The 18,468-nt window shown below is 52.0% G+C and carries 17 protein-coding genes, 1 pseudogene and 1 other annotated feature; of the genes and pseudogenes, 5 read left to right on the top strand and 13 right to left on the bottom strand.

Annotated features, from left to right (window positions below):
* Nucleotides 1-40: 40 nt before the first annotated feature.
* A complete protein-coding gene (rpsA, locus tag DZE2538_RS10480) occupies nucleotides 41-1,714 on the top strand; it encodes a 30S ribosomal protein S1 (protein ID WP_023639834.1) in 1,674 nt (557 codons plus the stop codon).
* Between the two features lie 89 nt (nucleotides 1,715-1,803).
* Complete coding sequence (gene ihfB, locus DZE2538_RS10475; RefSeq protein WP_019846575.1) at nucleotides 1,804-2,088, top strand: integration host factor subunit beta; 285 nt, start codon at nucleotides 1,804-1,806, stop codon at nucleotides 2,086-2,088.
* A gap of 176 nt (nucleotides 2,089-2,264) precedes the next feature.
* Here ihfB and DZE2538_RS10470 read toward each other — a convergent pair whose 3' ends face one another.
* The 10 genes from DZE2538_RS10470 to hisL form a co-directional block, all read right to left on the bottom strand.
* Complete coding sequence (locus DZE2538_RS10470; protein ID WP_038916289.1) at nucleotides 2,265-2,915, bottom strand: hypothetical protein; 651 nt, start codon at nucleotides 2,913-2,915, stop codon at nucleotides 2,265-2,267.
* Between the two features lie 215 nt (nucleotides 2,916-3,130).
* Nucleotides 3,131-3,745, bottom strand: a complete 615-nt coding sequence (gene hisIE / locus DZE2538_RS10465) for a bifunctional phosphoribosyl-AMP cyclohydrolase/phosphoribosyl-ATP diphosphatase HisIE (protein WP_016943837.1) — start codon at nucleotides 3,743-3,745, stop codon at nucleotides 3,131-3,133.
* Nucleotides 3,739-4,515 carry an imidazole glycerol phosphate synthase subunit HisF gene (gene hisF / locus DZE2538_RS10460; protein ID WP_019846577.1) on the bottom strand — a complete coding sequence of 259 codons (777 nt, stop codon included), beginning with the start codon at nucleotides 4,513-4,515 and terminating at the stop codon, nucleotides 3,739-3,741. Before hisF ends, hisIE begins: the two co-directional genes overlap by 7 nt.
* Nucleotides 4,497-5,234: a 1-(5-phosphoribosyl)-5-[(5-phosphoribosylamino)methylideneamino]imidazole-4-carboxamide isomerase gene (hisA, locus tag DZE2538_RS10455; RefSeq protein WP_038914061.1), complete on the bottom strand. Its 738-nt coding sequence runs from the start codon at nucleotides 5,232-5,234 to the stop codon at nucleotides 4,497-4,499. Before hisA ends, hisF begins: the two co-directional genes overlap by 19 nt.
* 6 nt (nucleotides 5,235-5,240) lie before the next feature.
* Nucleotides 5,241-5,831: an imidazole glycerol phosphate synthase subunit HisH gene (gene hisH, locus DZE2538_RS10450; protein ID WP_038916288.1), complete on the bottom strand. Its 591-nt coding sequence runs from the start codon at nucleotides 5,829-5,831 to the stop codon at nucleotides 5,241-5,243.
* Complete coding sequence (gene hisB, locus DZE2538_RS10445; protein ID WP_019846580.1) at nucleotides 5,831-6,898, bottom strand: bifunctional histidinol-phosphatase/imidazoleglycerol-phosphate dehydratase HisB; 1,068 nt, start codon at nucleotides 6,896-6,898, stop codon at nucleotides 5,831-5,833. Before hisB ends, hisH begins: the two co-directional genes overlap by 1 nt.
* A 14-nt stretch (nucleotides 6,899-6,912) precedes the next feature.
* Nucleotides 6,913-7,983: a histidinol-phosphate transaminase gene (hisC, locus tag DZE2538_RS10440; RefSeq protein WP_038916287.1), complete on the bottom strand. Its 1,071-nt coding sequence runs from the start codon at nucleotides 7,981-7,983 to the stop codon at nucleotides 6,913-6,915.
* Nucleotides 7,980-9,290 (bottom strand): histidinol dehydrogenase, encoded by a 1,311-nt coding sequence (gene hisD, locus DZE2538_RS10435; RefSeq protein WP_019846582.1) that lies wholly within the window; start codon nucleotides 9,288-9,290, stop codon nucleotides 7,980-7,982. Before hisD ends, hisC begins: the two co-directional genes overlap by 4 nt.
* 4 nt (nucleotides 9,291-9,294) lie before the next feature.
* A complete protein-coding gene (gene hisG, locus DZE2538_RS10430) occupies nucleotides 9,295-10,194 on the bottom strand; it encodes an ATP phosphoribosyltransferase (RefSeq protein ID WP_012884936.1) in 900 nt (299 codons plus the stop codon).
* A gap of 63 nt (nucleotides 10,195-10,257) precedes the next feature.
* Nucleotides 10,258-10,378: a sequence feature (His leader region), on the bottom strand.
* The gene (gene hisL / locus DZE2538_RS20870; protein WP_107768459.1) at nucleotides 10,354-10,401 is read right to left on the bottom strand and encodes a his operon leader peptide; all 48 of its coding nucleotides are present in this window, start codon (nucleotides 10,399-10,401) and stop codon (nucleotides 10,354-10,356) included. (Overlaps the previous feature by 25 nt.)
* A 195-nt stretch (nucleotides 10,402-10,596) precedes the next feature.
* Here hisL and DZE2538_RS10425 point away from each other — a divergent pair, with 195 nt between their 5' ends.
* Complete coding sequence (locus DZE2538_RS10425) at nucleotides 10,597-11,418, top strand: SDR family oxidoreductase (RefSeq protein ID WP_038916286.1); 822 nt, start codon at nucleotides 10,597-10,599, stop codon at nucleotides 11,416-11,418.
* Nucleotides 11,419-11,554: 136 nt separating this feature from the next.
* On the opposite strand, the gene DZE2538_RS10420 is transcribed toward DZE2538_RS10425, so the two are convergent.
* The 3 genes from DZE2538_RS10420 to DZE2538_RS10410 form a co-directional block, all read right to left on the bottom strand.
* On the bottom strand, nucleotides 11,555-13,516 hold the full coding sequence (locus DZE2538_RS10420; protein WP_038916285.1) for a methyl-accepting chemotaxis protein: 1,962 nt from the start codon (nucleotides 13,514-13,516) through the stop codon (nucleotides 11,555-11,557).
* A gap of 400 nt (nucleotides 13,517-13,916) precedes the next feature.
* Nucleotides 13,917-14,642, bottom strand: a complete 726-nt coding sequence (locus tag DZE2538_RS10415; RefSeq protein ID WP_019846585.1) for a response regulator — start codon at nucleotides 14,640-14,642, stop codon at nucleotides 13,917-13,919.
* Nucleotides 14,614-16,254 carry an ATP-binding protein gene (locus tag DZE2538_RS10410; protein ID WP_023639827.1) on the bottom strand — a complete coding sequence of 547 codons (1,641 nt, stop codon included), beginning with the start codon at nucleotides 16,252-16,254 and terminating at the stop codon, nucleotides 14,614-14,616. Before DZE2538_RS10410 ends, DZE2538_RS10415 begins: the two co-directional genes overlap by 29 nt.
* A gap of 427 nt (nucleotides 16,255-16,681) precedes the next feature.
* On the opposite strand from DZE2538_RS10410, the gene DZE2538_RS10405 reads away from it, so the two are divergent.
* Nucleotides 16,682-18,049 (top strand): 2-hydroxycarboxylate transporter family protein, encoded by a 1,368-nt coding sequence (locus tag DZE2538_RS10405; protein WP_019846587.1) that lies wholly within the window; start codon nucleotides 16,682-16,684, stop codon nucleotides 18,047-18,049.
* Between the two features lie 67 nt (nucleotides 18,050-18,116).
* Nucleotides 18,117-18,468: pseudogene (locus DZE2538_RS10400) on the top strand (fumarylacetoacetate hydrolase family protein); the annotation flags it as partial.

Genomic DNA, 18,468 nt, shown 5'->3' with positions numbered 1-18,468 from the left:
TCAGGTGGACGTTAAATTTGAAAACCCAAAGATTATCAACATGACTGAATCTTTTGCTCAACTCTTTGAAGAATCCCTGAAAGAAATCGAAACCCGCCCGGGTTCCATTGTTCGTGGCGTTGTCGTTGCTATTGACAAGGACGTAGTCCTGGTTGATGCCGGCCTGAAATCTGAATCTGCCATTCCGGTAGAACAGTTTAAAAACGCCCAGGGTGAAATTGAAATCCAGGTTGGTGATGAAGTTGACGTAGCTCTGGATGCGGTAGAAGACGGCTTCGGTGAAACCCTGCTGTCCCGTGAAAAAGCTAAACGTCACGAAGCATGGCTGATGCTGGAAAAAGCTTACGAAGAATCTGCCACTGTTACCGGTGTTATCAACGGTAAAGTAAAAGGTGGTTTCACCGTCGAGCTGAACGGTATTCGTGCGTTCCTGCCAGGTTCTCTGGTTGATGTTCGTCCGGTACGTGACACCCTGCATCTGGAAGGCAAAGAGCTTGAGTTCAAAGTGATCAAGCTGGACCAGAAACGCAATAACGTCGTCGTTTCCCGTCGTGCTGTTATCGAATCCGAAAACAGTGCTGAGCGTGATCAGCTGCTGGAAAACCTGCAGGAAGGCATGGAAGTCAAAGGTATCGTTAAGAACCTCACTGACTACGGCGCATTCGTTGACCTGGGCGGCGTTGACGGCCTGCTGCACATCACCGATATGGCGTGGAAACGCGTTAAGCACCCGAGCGAAATCGTCAATGTTGGCGACGAAATCACTGTTAAAGTGCTGAAGTTCGACCGCGAACGTACCCGTGTTTCTCTGGGCCTGAAACAGCTGGGCGAAGATCCGTGGGTCGCTATCGCTAAACGTTATCCGGAAGGCACCAAGCTGACCGGTCGTGTAACCAACCTGACTGATTACGGCTGCTTCGTAGAAATCGAAGAAGGCGTTGAAGGTCTGGTACACGTATCCGAAATGGATTGGACCAACAAGAACATCCATCCGTCCAAAGTGGTTAACGTGGGCGACGTGGTGGAAGTTATGGTTCTGGATATCGACGAAGAACGTCGTCGTATCTCTCTGGGCCTGAAACAGTGCAAAGCCAACCCGTGGCAGCAGTTCGCTGAAACCCACAACAAGGGTGACCGTGTAGAAGGCAAGATCAAGTCCATCACTGATTTCGGTATCTTCATTGGTCTGGATGGCGGCATCGATGGTCTGGTGCACCTGTCTGACATTTCCTGGAACGTGGCTGGCGAAGAAGCCGTTCGCGAATACAAGAAAGGTGACGAAATCGCCGCTGTTGTTCTGCAGGTTGATGCAGAGCGTGAGCGTATCTCCCTGGGCGTGAAACAACTGGCTGAAGACCCGTTCAACAACTACCTGTCTGTTAACAAGAAAGGTGCGATTGTTACAGGTAAAGTCACTGCAGTTGATGCCAAAGGTGCTACAGTTGAATTAGCTGACGGCGTTGAAGGTTACCTGCGTGCTTCTGAAGCCTCTCGTGACCGTATCGAAGACGCTACCCTGGTTCTGAACGTGGGTGATGAGATCGAAGCCAAATACACTGGCGTTGATCGTAAAAACCGCGTTGTTAGCCTGTCCATCCGTGCTAAGGATGAAGCTGACGAGAAAGATGCCATCGCTTCTGTTAACAACAAACAGGAAGAAGGTAACTTCTCTAACGCCATGGCTGAAGCGTTCAAAGCTGCAAAAGGCGAGTAATGACGGTGGGTTGGGCAGCAGACTTGCTGCCTGACCTCAAACGGTAGTAAGTTAACGTGGCATTTACTGACCACATGCTTGGAGGAATCATGACCAAGTCTGAACTTATCGAAAGACTTGCTGGACAGCACTCTCATATCCCGGCCAAGGTGGTTGAGGATGCCGTGAAGGAGATGCTGGAACAGATGGCCACAACACTGGCCAGCGGTGAGCGCATCGAAATCCGTGGGTTTGGCAGTTTTTCACTCCACTACCGTGCACCGCGTGTGGGGCGTAATCCGAAAACGGGTGAGAAAGTGGAACTGGAAGGCAAATATGTTCCTCATTTCAAACCGGGTAAGGAATTGCGCGATCGCGCTAACATTTATGGCTGAGTAGTCAGTCGTAACGCCTGTTTGATAGATAGCACCCAATTAATTGGGTGCTATTTTTTTGTCTAATGAAACAGCCTGTTGCTGTTATTTGCGCCTGTAGCGTGAAGAGGAACACTAAGGCTCTCACTGACCACTATGGGACGTGACTTTCCCTCAGAGAGTGCGTTTGATATGCCTTATTTCGTCAGTAATACATAAGCAATAATCGGGGTTACGCTCTTTTGCTTCAGGTAATTATTGAATACATTACCCAGCCCCATACCACGGTATTCCTTGTCGCATTCACCGCTGGCTACGGCTGCCTTACCTTTTTCACCTAAAATAAAGCTGCCACCACCTTCTTGTTTGACAGGGCAATGATGGCGTGTGACAAAGTCTTCATAAAGCCATCCTTCTTTCGGTGTACTGAATTGAATCAGAATACCGGCTTTTTCTTTGGATAACGATTTCTGGGTATAAGAGTACTCCAGCGTCAGCTTGCAATCTGTATATTGCTGTGTGCAAGGTAACGTGGTTAATCCGTTAGCTTCAAAGGTGCGATATTCCGCCAGTGGCATGGCGTGGTACCAGTATTTGGCATTACGGGTTGTACTCTGTGGCGTCTCGACTACCGCCTTATTGACCAGTGTCAGTGTGTGAAGCTGTGTATCTTCTTTTACGCTTAACTCACCATTACGGTAAAGCGTCATAATTTGCGTGTTGTCTAATCCATTGCGTTTAAGTACGTTTTCCACCTCAGATGAGGTGGCCTGTGACGGCTGAGAGAAAAGCACTACTGTTGTCGCCAGAATACTTAACGGTCTAACGCGGCTATTGGTAAATTTCATCGTTTGCCCTTATGAGTCAGTGATATAAACAGAATCCTCACACCACAGGGCTTGTTGTCACCGCCTTGTGGTGTGTGAAGTGCACATTAAGGGCAGGGTAAATAAAGTGAGCTTGATGGTACTTGGCTGAAATGCGGGTAGATACTGTCAGAAGCGGCAATGCCAGAGGAAAGAGGAGAAGCCCGTTTTAATCACGCTAAAACGGGCTGGGAAGATTATTTGGTATGGCGCTCTTTCAAGCGCTGGATAATGGTTCCTAAATCCAGTTCCTGATCCTGTAACAGCACCAGCAGGTGATAGATCAGATCAGAGGCTTCGTTGGTCAGTTCTTCGCGGTCGTGTACTGTCGCGGCCAGTGCGGTTTCCAGACCTTCCTCGCCAACTTTCTGGGCGATGCGCTTAGTGCCGCTAGCGTACAGTCTGGCAGTATAGGAGCTGGTCGGGTCGGCATGCTTACGCTCTGCCAAGAGCTGCTCCAACTGGTACAAGAATTGCCACTGAGTTTCAGCCGGGTGGAAGCAACTGGTGTTGCCGAGATGGCACGTCGGGCCGACCGGATTGACCAGAACTAACAGCGTGTCGTTGTCGCAGTCCGGCGTGATCGAAACCACGTTGAGAAAGTGGCCGGAGGATTCCCCTTTGGTCCACAAACGCTGCTTGGTGCGGGAGTAGAAGGTGACGTGACCGGTCTCTTGCGTAACCTGCAACGCATCCTGGGTCATGTAACCCAGCATCAGTACTTCGCCGGAAACCGCATGCTGTACGATGGCAGGCATCATGCCATCGGTTTTTTGCCAGTCGAGCTGGCTTTGTTGTTGTTCGGTTAACACACCCGGATCTCCACGCCTTGTTGCTTAAGGAACTGTTTGAGTTCGCCAATATTGATAATTTGTTTATGGAATACCGATGCTGCCAATGCACCATCCACCCCGGCATCCTGAAATGCATCAAGGAAATGCTGCATAGTGCCAGCGCCGCCGGAGGCGATTAACGGTACCTGGCAGACATCGCGCACCTGCCGAAGCTGCGTCAGGTCATAACCGTTGCGCACGCCATCCTGATTCATCATATTCAGTACGATTTCACCGGCGCCACGTTTTTGCACTTCCTGCACCCAGTCAAGGGTTTCCCATTGCGTGACGCGGGTGCGTTTTTCATCACCAGTGTATTGATTGACATGATAACGGCCAGTATCGGCATCATGCCAGGTATCAATGCCGACAACGATGCATTGTACGCCATAACGATCAGCCAGACGTGAAATTAGCGCTGGGTCAGCCAATGCGGGTGAGTTGATAGAGATTTTATCCGCACCAAAAGACAGAATTTGCCCGGCATCTTCGACACTTTTGATACCACCCGCGACGCAAAACGGAATGTCGATTACTTCTGCTACGCGAGAAACCCAGCTTTTATCCACCACCCGGCCGTCTGATGACGCGGTGATATCATAAAACACCAGTTCATCTGCGCCTTCTTGGGCGTAGCGTTGAGCCAGGGGCACAATATCACCAATAATTTCATGATTGCGAAACTGTACGCCTTTTACGACCTGTCCGTCACGCACGTCCAGACAGGGGATTATCCGTTTTGCCAGCATGAAATCGCCTCCGTCACGTTGAATTTACCTTCCAGTAAGGCGCGGCCGACGATAACACCACGCACGCCACTATCACGCAACGCAGCAATATCTGACAGTGAACCGATACCGCCAGACGCCTGAAAAGCGACCTGTGGATAGCGAGCACTGATTTCACGATACAGCTCGACGTTAGAGCCCTGCAATGTGCCATCGCGGGAGATATCGGTACAGAGCACGTGTTTCAGACCGAAGGGCAGATAGCGTTCCACTGTTTGCTCCAGCGTGATGCCGGAGTTTTCCTGCCAGCCGCTGATGGCGATGTTTTTCACACCATTGATGTCAATGCGCACATCCAGCGCCAGTACCAGTGCGTCAGCACCGTAGCGGGCGAACCATTGCTGCACTAGTTCAGGCTGTTTTACCGCTGTTGAGCCGATAACCACACGCGTGGCTCCCGCTGCTAACAGTGCTTCCACATCGTGTTCGGTACGAATGCCGCCACCGACTTGTACCGGTACAGAAACCCCGGCCAGCAGTGTTTTCAGCAGTGGGATCTGGCGTGCTGCCGGGTCTTTGGCCCCGGTCAAATCTACCAGATGCAATACCTGCGCTCCTTGCTGTTGGTAGTCTTGCAGGCGGGGTAGCGGGTCGCTGCCGTATTGACGCTGCTGACCATAATCGCCCTGATGCAAACGGACCACCTGTCCATCAATCAGGTCTAATGCGGGAATAATCATGTCCGTTTACATCTCCAGAAAATTCTTCAGTAGCTGGGCACCTGCTGCACCAGAGCGTTCCGGGTGGAACTGAACGCCGTAGAAGTTATCCTTCTGTACTGCTGCGGTGAAGGCATCGCCATAATGCGATTGGGCGATAGTATTGGCGCAAACCGGCATGGCGTAACTGTGTACAAAATAAAAGTACGAGCCATCTGGAATATCGCGGAACAGGCGGTGACCAGCCTGCGATGTCACCTGATTCCATCCCATATGCGGCAAAGGTAGACCACGATCCGCCATCTGCACCACAGGGGTATCGATAATGCCTAGCGTATCGATGCCGCCGGTTTCGTCACTGCGGCTACCCAGTAACTGCATGCCAAGGCAGATGCCTAATACGGGTTGGGTACAGGCTTTAATCAGGGCAATCAATTGGCGTTCAGCCAGTTGGTCCATTGCCGCTTGCGCGGTACCTACCCCCGGCAGAAACAGCTTATCGGCGCGTAATACCACTTCCGGCTCACGGCTGACCTGTGGCTCATAGCCCAGGCGCTTAACCGCATACATCACGGATGACAGGTTGGCGCAGCCGGTATCCAGGATCACCACATTCATCACAGCACTCCTTTGGAGCTGGGCAAGGTATCGCCTTCCACCCGGATAGCCTGACGCAGTGCACGGCCGAAGACTTTGAACAGGCTTTCGACGCGGTGGTGATCGTTACGACCTTTGGTTTTCAGGTGCAAGGTGCAGCCCATCGCGTAAGAGAGCGAGCGGAAGAAGTGCTCGACCATCTCGGTACTGAGATCCCCAACGCGTTGGTAGTTAAACTCTGCTTTGTATTCCAGATGTGGACGGCCAGAGATATCGAGTGCACAGCGCGCCAGGCATTCATCCATCGGCAACACAAACCCGAAACGGGCAATGCCTCGTTTATCACCCAGCGCCTTGTTCAGTGCTTCGCCTAGTGCAAGCCCGGTATCTTCCACGGTATGATGATCGTCAATGTACAGGTCGCCTTTTACGTCGATATTGAGACGAAAACCGCCGTGGGTAGCAATCTGGTCCAGCATGTGGTCGAAAAAGCCGACACCGGTGTGGATCTTGCTGCCGCCTTCGCGATCCAGCCACACGTTGACGTCAATAGCGGTCTCACGGGTAACGCGGTTTACGTGGGCGTGACGATCGCGCTGGGTTAACTGGGTAGTGATCGCCTGCCAGTTGAGACCATCGCGCTGATAGCGCAGGCCGGTAATGCCCATGTTGTGTGCCAGTTGAACATCGGTTTCACGGTCGCCAATCACAAAGCTGTTGGCGCTATCCATCACGTTGTCTTTCAAAAACGCATCAACCAGCGCGGTTTTGGGTTTCCGACAGTCACAGTTATCGCCAGGGAAGTGTGGGCAAATCAATACCCGTTCGAAGCGAATACCCTGCGACGTGAAAATTTGCATCATCAGGTTGTGCGGTGGATCGAAATCTTCCTGCGGGAAGCTACTGGTACCCAAACCATCCTGATTGGTGATCATCACCAGTTTGAAACCGGCTTTTTGCAGGGTGAGCAGTGACGGAATAACATCCGGTTCTAAAGCCAGCTTATCCAGCCGATCAACCTGGTAATCTTCGGGCGGCTCGGCAATCAGCGTGCCGTCACGGTCGATGAAAAGATACTTTAATCCCACGGTGATTCCTCAAATTATGCTGTTTTGCCCGACAGTGCCTGCAACGCGTTGATGACGCGCTCGCATTCGTAGCGGGTGCCGATAGAAATACGCAGACAACCCACCAGACCCGGCTGTTTGTTCTGGTCACGTAAAATAATGCCTTGATCCCATAAGGATTTGAAGACGGCGGGTGAATCGGTGAAGCGCACCAGCAGATAGTTACTTTCACTGGCGTACACCGTTTCCACGATCGGCAGCGTTTTCAACGAGTCGCTTAGCCAGCGGCGATTTTCACTGAGTTCGGCTACGTTGCGTCGCATGGTGGCGATACCGTCTTCACTCAGCGCCTGTGCGGCGATATCCGCTACCGGTAACGCCAGCGGGTAGGGGGCGATCACTTTCAGCAGTAGTTGGATAACCTCGGCACTGGCGAGAGTAAAGCCGCAGCGTAAACCAGCCAGCGCGAAAGCCTTGGACAGTGTGCGCAACACTACCTGGTGCGGGTATTGTGCCAGCCAGCCAGCCGTTGTCGCCTCTGGACAAAACTCGATATAGGCTTCGTCGATAGCGACGATAGCGCGGCCGCGCGCCAGTTCCAGCAACTGACGTAAATCGTCCGGATTGATCAGATTGCCGGTCGGATTGTTAGGCGAACAGACGTAAATCACCTTGACGTTGTCCAGCGCATCCGCGATAGCGGCTAAATCCAGTTGCCAGTCGGTGGTTGCAGGCACGATACGACGTTCCACCCCCAGCGTTTCTGCGCTGACAGCGTACATGCCGTAAGTTGGCGGACAGAACAATACCGCGTCTTTACCCGGTTCGCAGAACGCACGGATTAACAGCTCGATACCTTCATCAGCACCGCGGCTGACCAACACTTGCTCCGGTGCAACACCGGCGTACGCCGCATAACGTTCAATGACTTGTGCCGGTTGGCATTCCGGGTAACGGTTGAGTGTTTGCAATGTCAGTTGGTACTGCGGCGCTTGTGGGTACTCATTGGCATTGAGCCACACGTCACCTTTTCCCCCCAGGCGGCGAGCGGACTGATATGGGGTCAGGCGGCGGACATTGTCACGGGCCAGATTCTCAATACTCATGCTTGCTCCTTAAGGGCGTTGACGCGCAGGGTAACGGCGTTCTTGTGGGCAGTCAGTTGTTCGGCCTGCGCCATGATTTCAATGGTTGAGGCCAGTCCCAGCAACCCTTGCGGCGACAACTGTTGTACTGTCATACGCTTCTGGAAATCCGCCAGCCCCAGGCTGGAATAGGTGGCGGTGTAGCCGTAGGTCGGCAACACATGATTGGTACCAGAGGCATAATCACCGGCAGATTCCGGTGACCAGTCACCTAAAAATACCGACCCAGCGCTGGTGATGCGATCGACCAGCGTTTCGGCGTTACGCGTCTGAATAATCAGGTGCTCCGGGCCATACTGATTGCTGATGTCAATACACTGATCGAGATCGCGCGCGATGATCACCCGGCTGCTGGCCAGCGCCTGACGGGCGATGTCTGCGCGAGACAGCGTTGCCAACTGACGCTCTACTGCATTGATTACCGCTTGTGCCATCGCGGCATCGGGCGTTAATAGAATCACTTGCGAATCGGGGCCATGCTCGGCTTGTGATAGCAGGTCGGAGGCAACGAAATCTGGCGTGGCACCGCTATCGGCAATCACCAACACTTCGGACGGACCTGCTGGCATATCAATGGCTGCACCGTCGAGCGACTGGCTTACCTGGCGCTTGGCTTCGGTAACATAAGCGTTGCCTGGGCCAAAAATTTTATCGACCTTCGGTACGCTATCGGTGCCGAACGCCATCGCTGCGATCGCTTGTGCGCCACCCAGTTGGAACACTTCCTGCACGCCGCACAGTTTTGCCGCATACAAAATCTCATCGGCAATCGGTGGCGGAGAGCACAGAATTACACGCTGGCACCCGGCGATGCGAGCCGGTGTTGCCAGCATCAGTACCGTGGAGAGCAGCGGGGCAGAACCACCCGGAATATACAACCCGACGCTGGCGATGGGACGGGTGACCTGTTGGCAACGTACGCCGGGCTGGGTTTCTACGCTGATTGGCGGTAGCTTTTGTGCGTTGTGAAAGGTTTCAATGTTGCGCACGGCGTTAGCCATCGCTTGTTTGATGTCGTCGCCCAGTCGAGCAACGGCGGCATCAATCGCCTCGGCGGATACGCGCAGGCTATCGACCTGTACTTTGTCGAAACGGGCGCTGTAGTCGCGCAGTGCGGTGTCACCATCGTTACGCACGGCAGCCAGAATCTCACCCACAATCGTGCTGATACGATCGGAGGCGGAGATTGCCGGGCGAGTCAGTAACCGGCGCTGCTCTTCTTGCGTACAGGCTTGCCAGTCAATCAAGGTATCGAAGCGGTTGCTCATGGCATTACTCCATCATTTTCTCAATCGGCAATACCAGAATAGAGCTGGCGCCCAGCACTTTCAGTTTTTCCATGGTTTCCCAGAACAGTGTTTCGCTGCTAACCATGTGCATGGCGACGCGGTTCTGGTCACCAGCCAGTGGCAGGATGGTGGGACGTTCAGCACCCGGCAGCAGTGCGATCACTTCATCCAGACGTTCGCTGGGTGCGTGCAACATGATGTATTTGGATTCACGCGCCTGAATAACGCCTTGCATGCGAGTTAACAGTTTGTCGATCAACTGCTGTTTCTCTGCGGGCATCTCGCCGTCACGCTGAATCAGACAGGCTTTGGAGCGATAAATGACTTCGACTTCACGCAGACCATTGGCTTCCAGCGTCGCACCCGTTGAAACCAGGTCACAAATAGCATCAGCCAGACCCGCACGCGGCGCGACCTCTACCGAACCATTCAGCAGACAGGATTTGAAGTTAACACCTTGTTTATCCAGGTATTGCTTGAGCAAGTGAGGATAAGAGGTGGCGATACGTTTGTTTTGCAGACATTGCGGACCGGTGTATTCCTCATCAAGCGGCATCGCCAGTGACAGGCGGCAACCACCAAAGTCCAGACGGCGCAGGGTGAAATAGCGCGGGTCTTCCCCTTGAGCACGGCGATTGAGCAACTCTTCTTCCAGCACGTTTTCGCCGATAATCCCCAGGTCAACTACGCCATCCATTACCAGCCCAGGGATGTCGTCGTCGCGTACACGCAAAATATCGATAGGCATGTTTTCGGCAAAGGCGATCAGACGTTGCTGATGCAGGTTGATTTTGATACCGCAGCGGGCCAGTAATTCTCGGGAATCATCGCTCAGGCGGCCTGATTTCTGCATCGCAATACGCAAACGTGTTTTATCCAGCATGTGAACCTCAATTTATCCTGTCTGTGATGCCTGTTAAGCAGGCTTTTTTAAAAAATTCCGGCCAAAAAAAAGCCCCCGGAATCGATCTTCCGGGGGCTTTTTACGCGTTTACCGCCACTGGAAGATCTGAGTGTCTTCCAGCACCTATCGCCTGAAAGACTAGTCAGGGTGATGGTGATGATGGTGGTTGAAATTAACGCGTAACATAAATTCGTCTCTATTTTTGTAAACGTAGAGTGGTGTTGTCTGTTGGTTAACCTAAACCATGTTGATGTGATAGCGCAACATTTTTTTACCTGCAGCGTATAAATCACATTGCCGCCAGATGGGCAATAAGGGTACATAATGAAAAACGCAGAGTATTCATCCGAAGAACAACGCCGGGAAGTCAGGAGAACGACGATGAAAAAGATAGCGATAATCGGGCTTGGCTGGCTGGGTATGCCGTTGGCGCTGGCGCTACAGAGACGGGGATATCGGGTGGTCGGGAGCAAAAGCACCGATGATGGTGTAACAGCAGCGCGTCTGTCCGGTGTGGAGTGTTATCGCCTGTGCCTGACGCCCGATCTGGTGTGTGAGCCGGACGAACTGGACGCACTCTTGAACGTAGATGCACTCATCATCACCTTGCCACCGGGCCGTGTTGAGCGTGCGGGCGGCGCTTATTTGCAGGCGGTGCAGCAGGTGGTCGATAGCGCCCTGGCGCATGGCGTACCACGCATTGTGTATACCAGCTCTATTTCTGTTTACGGTACGGTTAGCGGCAGGGTGAGAGAAAACAGTCCATTACAGCCGGAAACCGGAACCGGTAAGGTGCTACAGGAACTGGAGCAATGGCTGCATGCGTTGCCTCATACCGAAGTGGATATTTTACGATTGGCTGGATTGGTGGGGAATCATCGCCATCCTGGGCGCTTCCTTGCCGGTCGGCATGATCTGCCTGATGGCAGTCATGGGGTCAATCTGGTCCATCTGGAGGATGTCATTGGGGCAATCATGCTGCTGTTGCAGCGCCCGCATGGTGGACACCTCTATAACCTGTGCGCGCCGGGACACCCCGCGAAGCAGGACTTCTACCCGGAACAGGCGCGTCGCATGGGGCTGGAGCCGCCAGAGTTTTTATCAGGCGATCCGCTGAAAGCGAGATTAGTCGACGGACAACGGATTTGTAGTGAACTGGGGTTCGAATATCAATATCCAGACCCGATGACGATGGTGTTTTAATGTAAGTCAGATTGTCGTTTGCTTCGAAAATGGTTAGCCGTTGCTGGATGTATACCGTGGCACCATAAAGAAAGCGGCCCGCCAGAGGCGGGCCTGTTGTGTTCATCAGCGTAATTGCTATCCGAGCGTGAGTTGCTTAGAAAGACGTCCAATCATCCTGATGGCTTTTAACGGCAGGTTTTGCTGAGGTTTTGGCAGTAGCAGGCAGCGCCTGCAACGGACGACGTGGATTATTCAACGCCGCGGCAGGGCGTGATGACGGTACTGCCGCGTTGGACAACCGGAAGGTGGCCATCAGTTTTTCCAGCAACACGGCTTGTTCTTCCAGCGCATTGGCTGCGGAAGACGATTGCGAAACCAGCGCGGCGTTTTGCTGCGTCGTGCTATCCAGCTCAGTAATGGCGCGGGAGATTTGTTCAATACCCCGGCTTTGCTCTTCCGAGGCGGAAGAGATTTCACCCATAATATCGTTAACACGAGATACCGATTTAACGATGCTATCCATGGTGTGTCCTGCTTCGGCGACCAGTGTACTGCCCGCGTTTGTGCGCTCTACAGACTCGGCAATCAGGGCGGCGATATCTTTCGCTGCCTGAGAGCTGCGTTGCGACAGGCTACGCACTTCGCCTGCTACAACGGCAAAGCCACGGCCTTGTTCACCAGCACGGGCGGCTTCCACCGCCGCGTTTAATGCCAGGATATTGGTCTGGAACGCAATGCTATTGATGACGGCGGTAATATCGGCAATTTTCCGTGAACTGGCAGCGATATCGTCCATCGTTTTCACTACGTTTTGCACCACTTCACCGCCTTTATGCGCATTTTGGGAGGCATCTGATGCAATCTGGCTGGCATGGCGGGCGTTTTCCGTATTGTTCTTCACCGTTGAGGTCAACTCTTCCATGCTGGCGGCGGTTTGCACCACCGCAGCAGATTGCTGCTCCGTTCGGGAGGCAAGATCACTGTTGCCAGCGGCGATATCAGCGGCTGAATGGGTCACATGCGCCACACTGTCGCGCACATCGGAAATCATGTGGCGCAGACGGTCATTCATGGCCGCCATCGCAGCGGTTAATTTACCCAGTTCGTCGTGACGGTCCACCTCGATGGTGGCTGTCAGGTCACCACTGGCGATACGTTCTGCCAGTGTCAGGTTGTGCATGACCGGGCGGGTAATCTGGCGAATGATATAAACGGCAATCAGAATCCCGATGATGACGGCTATCACGCCAATCAATAACGTCGCGCTGGCTGAACCGTACGCCAACGCGTCATTCTGGTTTTTCACGACAGTAATCAGAGATTTGATCACCGCGCTGCTCTTATCCCCGCCGGTTTTCACCGCATTTTCCGCTTTTTTCAAATCACCCCAGACGCGGGCGTAATCTTGATTCAGCGTGGCGTATTGTGACGTGTAATTCCAGAGTGATTCTGCCAGTTTCTGCGTGTCGCCGGTTAGTGTTGGCTGCAGGTCTTGATACGTTTTTTGTACTTCTGCATAGCGGCTGACAAAGGCTTTAGCCGCATCATCTGTACCAGCAAGTTGCAATTCGTAAGAGAGGTTTTTCAGTGATTCGGTGGCGTATGCCAGTTCCTCGACACGCTGGTATAACGTGTTATCCAGTTGCTGGTTTTGCAGGCCGTCACGGAAACTTTTAACCGCGTTTTGTGTATTCATCGCACTGATTTGTTTTCTTAGTGCGACAACTTGCTGTGTGGAAGCCGACATATCGGCGACTGCCTTTTGGAAATCTACCATGATCTTATCCAGATCATTGATATAACCCAGTTCATCGTTGCGCCATGACAGCGTATGGGCGCTTTGGGTCAGTTCGGCAGCGTGTTTAACGAAACCGGTTAACACAGTCTGCGTGCTGTCATCCGGTGTATAGAAGTATTTGAGGCGGTTAATTTTGGCCTGAAAAACCTCAATATTGATGTTGTAAATCAGATTGGTTTTTTCGTAGATATCTCGAATGTCACGAAAACGCATGGCGCTGAGCGTGGAGGCAATCACTACCAGCAATAACACTACGCCGAATCCCAGGTAGAGTTTGTGAGAGATTTTTGTGTTTTTTATTGCGCTGCTGAACCCCATTGCCATGCTCCTTAAAAGAAATTGCCTGAGTGTTGTTATTGATTTGGTGCGGTGAAGGTTGGTGGTCTATCTGAGTATGCGATTTACAGTACCGGGTAGTGTGTTATCGGCGGTTATAATACGGAGGTTTAGTTGTACTTGTACCGTGCGAACGTTTTTGTGACATCAGGCCATTTATCTGGTGAATTGCCAAAAAAAGTTAGGCAGTTGACTCAATGAGACGACATAGTCTTAAAGGAGGTAACTAGCGTACGGGGTACGCCAGCACGTGGTGTAGGGGCTTAACGCCTGTCGGCATCGGCTACGGGAGCCTCATTTTTAAGGCGATTTCCGTCAACTGGCGATGGCTGTGGTGCCATACCCGCGAAATGCGGGTGCAGGCAGAAGTAAACCACAGGATTCAATCGAGGTGTTTTTTACGGTAAAGGCGGCGTGGGTGCCCAATCTTGCCATAACGCATTTCTACATCCAGAAACTGATTTTCCAGCCCATATTCCAGATAACGTCGGGCTGTCGTTTTGCTGAGTCCGGTTTTTTCCACCACCTCATCGACAGAGAACAAGGTTTCCGGTTGATCCTGAAAGATTTGTTTAACCAGATTGAGGGTATTTTCTTCAATGCCTTTGCTGCCAGGCCCATTAGGTACGGTCGATGCCTGCAACTGGTAGAGAACGTCCACATTCTGCTGATCGACGACTTTGTAAGTATGCTGGGTTTTGACAAACTGGATGAACCGCTCAAGCGACGAGCGTAGACGCGGGTAGGACACCGGTTTGATGATGTAATCAAAAGCACCGCAGCGAATGGCCTGTGCGCAGGTGTTCATGTCGCTGGCAGCAGTAATAAAAATTACCGAACAATTGATGCTACGCATCAGTTCGCTTTCAATCAGCTGAACGCCTTCGCCGTCTGGCAGATAATTATCCAGCAACATCAGCCGGGGTTTGTATTGCTGCAACATACGCCGGGCTTCGTTCAGGGTTGACGCCGTACCTATCACTCGCAGCGCGAAATTCTTTTCGATAAATTCCGCGTGGATATTTGCCAGCTTTCTCTCGTCTTCAACGATCAGCACGTCGAAATTTTCAATCGTTCGTTCAGTTGGCCTGGTGCTCGCAATCGGCATGGTACTCGTTTTCCCTGTTATTGGTAGTTTTTGGAATGAAGATAGAAAAAATAGCGCCGTGAGGCGAATTGTCAGAAACTTCGATCACACCCTGTGCCTGACTGACATAACTGGCAACCAGGTGCAGACCCAGACCGTGATCGCCTTCTTTTTTGCTGGTGACACCCATCTCAAATACCCGATCTGCAATTGTGGGGTCAATCCCTGTTCCTTGATCTGCGACTTCTATGACCAATTCCTGCTCACCGTCGTAGATATACACTTCGACAGGGTAGTAACCCGAGGCGCAGGCCAGTGTCGCTTCCACCGCATTATCAATTAAATTCCCAATAATTGACATCAGCTCTGTTTCATTAAGAGAGGCCGGTATGCCGTTAAGCTGGCAGCGTGGGTCAAAACGCAGCTCAATGCCTTTCTCGCGGGCGCTGGCAAATTTACCCAGCAACAGCCCGCAAAGTGCCGGCGAACAAAAACGGCTGGAAATAAAGTCCAACACCACCTGCGCCCCTTCGGACTGGGCTTCAATATAACGTACGGCTTCATCATAGCGGCGCAAATGCAACAACCCGGCCAGCGTGGCTGTCCAATTCAATTGCTCATGGCGCAGAATACGCAGGCTGTTGGCATAGCGTTTGACCTGACTGAGCTGCATGCTTAGGGTGTGGATGTCGTTTTTGTCACGAAAACTGATTACCCAACCTTGCAGTTCATCTTCCAGCATAATGCGCACTCGGCTGGCGATAACCGTGGTCTGATTAAAACGGCAAATCTCATCATGAGTATCGGTTATCCAAATATCTTCATTAGAGAAAAATGGCACGGGGGTAATAATGTCGTCGATCGGTTTGCCGCGTAATTGATACGAAGGCATCGTCAGGCCCAGCAAATCTTTGGCGGCGTGGTTGATCACCGCAATATTGCGTTGCTTGTCGATGGCGATCACACCTTCATAAATAGACTCCAGCAAGGCTTTTTGTTGCCTGACCAATAGCCGGATTTCCAGCGGCTCCAGCCCAAACATCTGCTTTTTCAGGTTGCGGGAGAACCACCAGGAAAAGAAAAACAACGCAACCAGCATCGCAACGATAGGGAGCCCGACATGGGCTACTTTGCTGAATGTCAGGTTATCGATACGCTTTTTCAAATACCCGACCGACACGATGCCGATAACCTGATCTCCATCCATGATCGGTGCTTTGCTACGCAGTGAAATACCAATCGCACCGCGCCGTAGCGTGATAGAGCTCTGTCCTTCCAGCACTTCTTTATTGTCGCCACCTATCATTTCTGTGCCAAGCAGCGATGGTTCCTCAGAATGATACAAGTGGGTTGCGTTGCGATCGCCGATGACGATAAAGCTGGCGTCGCTGCGTGCTTTGATTTGATCGACCAGATTGTCGATGGTGGCGGTATCTTTATATTTCACCGCCTCAATGAGCGAGGGAATAATCGCGATTTCTCGTGCCTGAATCTGCGCCCGGCTACCCAACTCGTCATAGAGCTGCCGATCGACGGCGCGATAGTAGTAAAGCCCTGCGGTGATCAACAACAGAGAAAAAAAGATCATCAGGTAGATGAACAGCTTGAGATGGAACGAGAGCCTGACCGTCATAATGTGCTAATCACCGAGAAAACGCGCAAACGAAGGTGGCTAATTTATCATGAAAGGCGTAAAAGAAAGGGACTAAAAAATAGTCTTGTGAAGCGTTTCGCGCAGATTGTGAAAATAGTATTTTTGTTTCAGTTGTTTTAAATAAGACGTAAATTGCCTGTCACCGAGAGTGGACATTTTAATTACTTTTTCACAACATATTATTTCTTTCTCGAAATAAGGACCATTTGAACCATACAAACCATAAAAACCACGTCAAAACTCCCCGCAATATGAAAATTCAATCATTTGATTTTTAATGAAAAAATAATAAAAACCATAAAAACCATAAGTGCCATTAAAACTCATTTTTTAATTTGATGATTATCACATAATAACGTGTGTCGACCTCTTAATATGCACGGGAAAATAACAAGGGGAGAAGGTTATGAGTACCACTGATGATTCTTATATCGTTGTAAAAGATGAGGCCTCTGGGAAGGTTTCATTAAAAGAAAAATGGTGGCACATTCTGGATAACTACAAAATTGGTGTTATTCCGGTGCCGCTGTTTATCCTGGCTGGGCTATTAATTGCGTTGGATTGCCTGGACGGCAAGTTGCCCAGTGACATCGTGGTGATGGTTGCCACGCTGGCGTTTTTCGGTTTCGCCTGTGGTGAGTTCGGTAAGCGCTTACCTTTTATCGGTAAGATGGGAGCCGCGGCGATTTGCGCTACGTTTATTCCGTCTGCACTGGTTTACTACGGTTTGTTGCCGCACGTGGTTGTGGATGCGACCACCAAGTTCTACAAATCCACCAACATTCTGTACCTCTATATCTGCTGCATCATTGTCGGCAGCATCATGAGCATGAACCGCCAGACGCTCATTCAGGGCTTCCTGCGCATTTTCTTCCCCATGCTGTGTGGTGAAATTGTGGGCATGTTGGTTGGTATGGGCGTGGGCATCATGCTGGGCCTGGATCCGTTCCAGATCTTCTTCTTCCTGGTACTGCCGATTATGGCTGGCGGTGTGGGTGAAGGGGCGATTCCTCTTTCTATCGGTTATGCCACCTTGCTGCATATGGAGCAGGGCGTTGCACTGGGTCGTATCCTGCCAATCGTTATGCTGGGTAGCCTGACTGCCATCGTCCTGGCCGGTGTGCTGAACCAACTGGGTAAACGCTACCCGCACCTGACCGGTGAAGGTGACTTGATGCCGAATAAAGCCAATAGCATTGAGACGGCACCGGCTTCGCTGACCAGTTCTTTGAGCGGCAAGATGGATCCAACCAATCTGGCTGCAGGCGCACTGCTGGCTATCCTGCTGTATATGATCGGGATGCTGGGCTACAAACTGATTGGTTTACCGGCTCCAGTGGGCATGCTGTTTGCCGCTGTAATCGTGAAACTGGTTAACGGCGCGTCTCCGCGTTTGCTGGAGGGTTCTCAGGTCGTTTACAAATTCTTCCAGACTTCGGTGACCTATCCGATTCTGTTTGCTGTTGGCGTGGCAATCACCCCTTGGGAAGAGCTGGTCCATGCTTTCACAATAACCAACCTGCTGGTGATTGTGTCCACTGTCGTGGCACTGGTGACCACCGGCTTCTTCGTTGGCAAGAAAATCGGTATGCATCCGATTGATGTTGCCATCATCTCCTGCTGCCAGAGCGGGCAGGGCGGTACCGGCGACGTGGCGATTCTCACCGCTGGTAACCGTATGGTGCTGATGCCGTTCGCTCAGATTGCTACCCGTATCGGTGGTGCAATCAACGTCTCCGTGGCCTTGCTGGTACTCGGCAAGTTCCTGGTGTGACGGTTGTATGACAAAAAAAACAAATAACGCCGCGACAGTTCGCGGCCTTATTTAAACGGGAAAGATTATGAAACTTGCAAGTTATCGCCATCAGGGCAAAAACAGTTACGGGATCCACACACCAGCGGGTCTGATCGATTTGGGCAGCCGTCTCGGTGACCGCTACGCCGACCTGAAAGCCCTGCTGGCCGGTCAGGCGCTGCACGAGGCCGCTGCCTTCCAGACCGACACCCCGGATGTCGCCGTCGCCGACGTCACCTTCCTGCCGGTCATCGTCGCGCCGTCCAAAATCCTCTGCGTCGGCATGAACTACGCCGACAAGCGCAAGGAGTTCAACGAGCTGAACCCCGCGCCGACCCTGTTCGTGCGCTTCGCCGACTCCCAGACCGGCCACGGCACCCCGGTGCTCAAGCCCCATT

The organism is Dickeya zeae NCPPB 2538, assembly GCF_000406165.1.
Taxonomy (GTDB): domain Bacteria; phylum Pseudomonadota; class Gammaproteobacteria; order Enterobacterales; family Enterobacteriaceae; genus Dickeya; species Dickeya zeae.
The sequence above is the reverse complement of the archived record's forward strand: the minus strand, read 5'-3'. Positions and strand labels throughout refer to the sequence as shown.

Bases quoted from the DNA above. Each gene is read 5' to 3' on its own strand.
- rpsA (WP_023639834.1), top strand. From the start codon at position 41: ATGACTGAATCTTTTGCTCAACTCTTTGAAGAATCCCTGAAAGAAATC.
- ihfB (WP_019846575.1), top strand. From the start codon at position 1,804: ATGACCAAGTCTGAACTTATCGAAAGACTTGCTGGACAGCACTCTCAT.
- DZE2538_RS10470 (WP_038916289.1), bottom strand. From the start codon at position 2,915: ATGAAATTTACCAATAGCCGCGTTAGACCGTTAAGTATTCTGGCGACA.
- hisF (WP_019846577.1), bottom strand. From the start codon at position 4,515: ATGCTGGCAAAACGGATAATCCCCTGTCTGGACGTGCGTGACGGACAG.
- hisA (WP_038914061.1), bottom strand. From the start codon at position 5,234: ATGATTATTCCCGCATTAGACCTGATTGATGGACAGGTGGTCCGTTTG.
- hisH (WP_038916288.1), bottom strand. From the start codon at position 5,831: ATGAATGTGGTGATCCTGGATACCGGCTGCGCCAACCTGTCATCCGTG.
- hisC (WP_038916287.1), bottom strand. From the start codon at position 7,983: ATGAGTATTGAGAATCTGGCCCGTGACAATGTCCGCCGCCTGACCCCA.
- hisD (WP_019846582.1), bottom strand. From the start codon at position 9,290: ATGAGCAACCGCTTCGATACCTTGATTGACTGGCAAGCCTGTACGCAA.
- hisG (WP_012884936.1), bottom strand. From the start codon at position 10,194: ATGCTGGATAAAACACGTTTGCGTATTGCGATGCAGAAATCAGGCCGC.
- DZE2538_RS10425 (WP_038916286.1), top strand. From the start codon at position 10,597: ATGAAAAAGATAGCGATAATCGGGCTTGGCTGGCTGGGTATGCCGTTG.
- DZE2538_RS10420 (WP_038916285.1), bottom strand. From the start codon at position 13,516: ATGGGGTTCAGCAGCGCAATAAAAAACACAAAAATCTCTCACAAACTC.
- DZE2538_RS10415 (WP_019846585.1), bottom strand. From the start codon at position 14,642: ATGCCGATTGCGAGCACCAGGCCAACTGAACGAACGATTGAAAATTTC.
- DZE2538_RS10410 (WP_023639827.1), bottom strand. From the start codon at position 16,254: ATGACGGTCAGGCTCTCGTTCCATCTCAAGCTGTTCATCTACCTGATG.
- DZE2538_RS10405 (WP_019846587.1), top strand. From the start codon at position 16,682: ATGAGTACCACTGATGATTCTTATATCGTTGTAAAAGATGAGGCCTCT.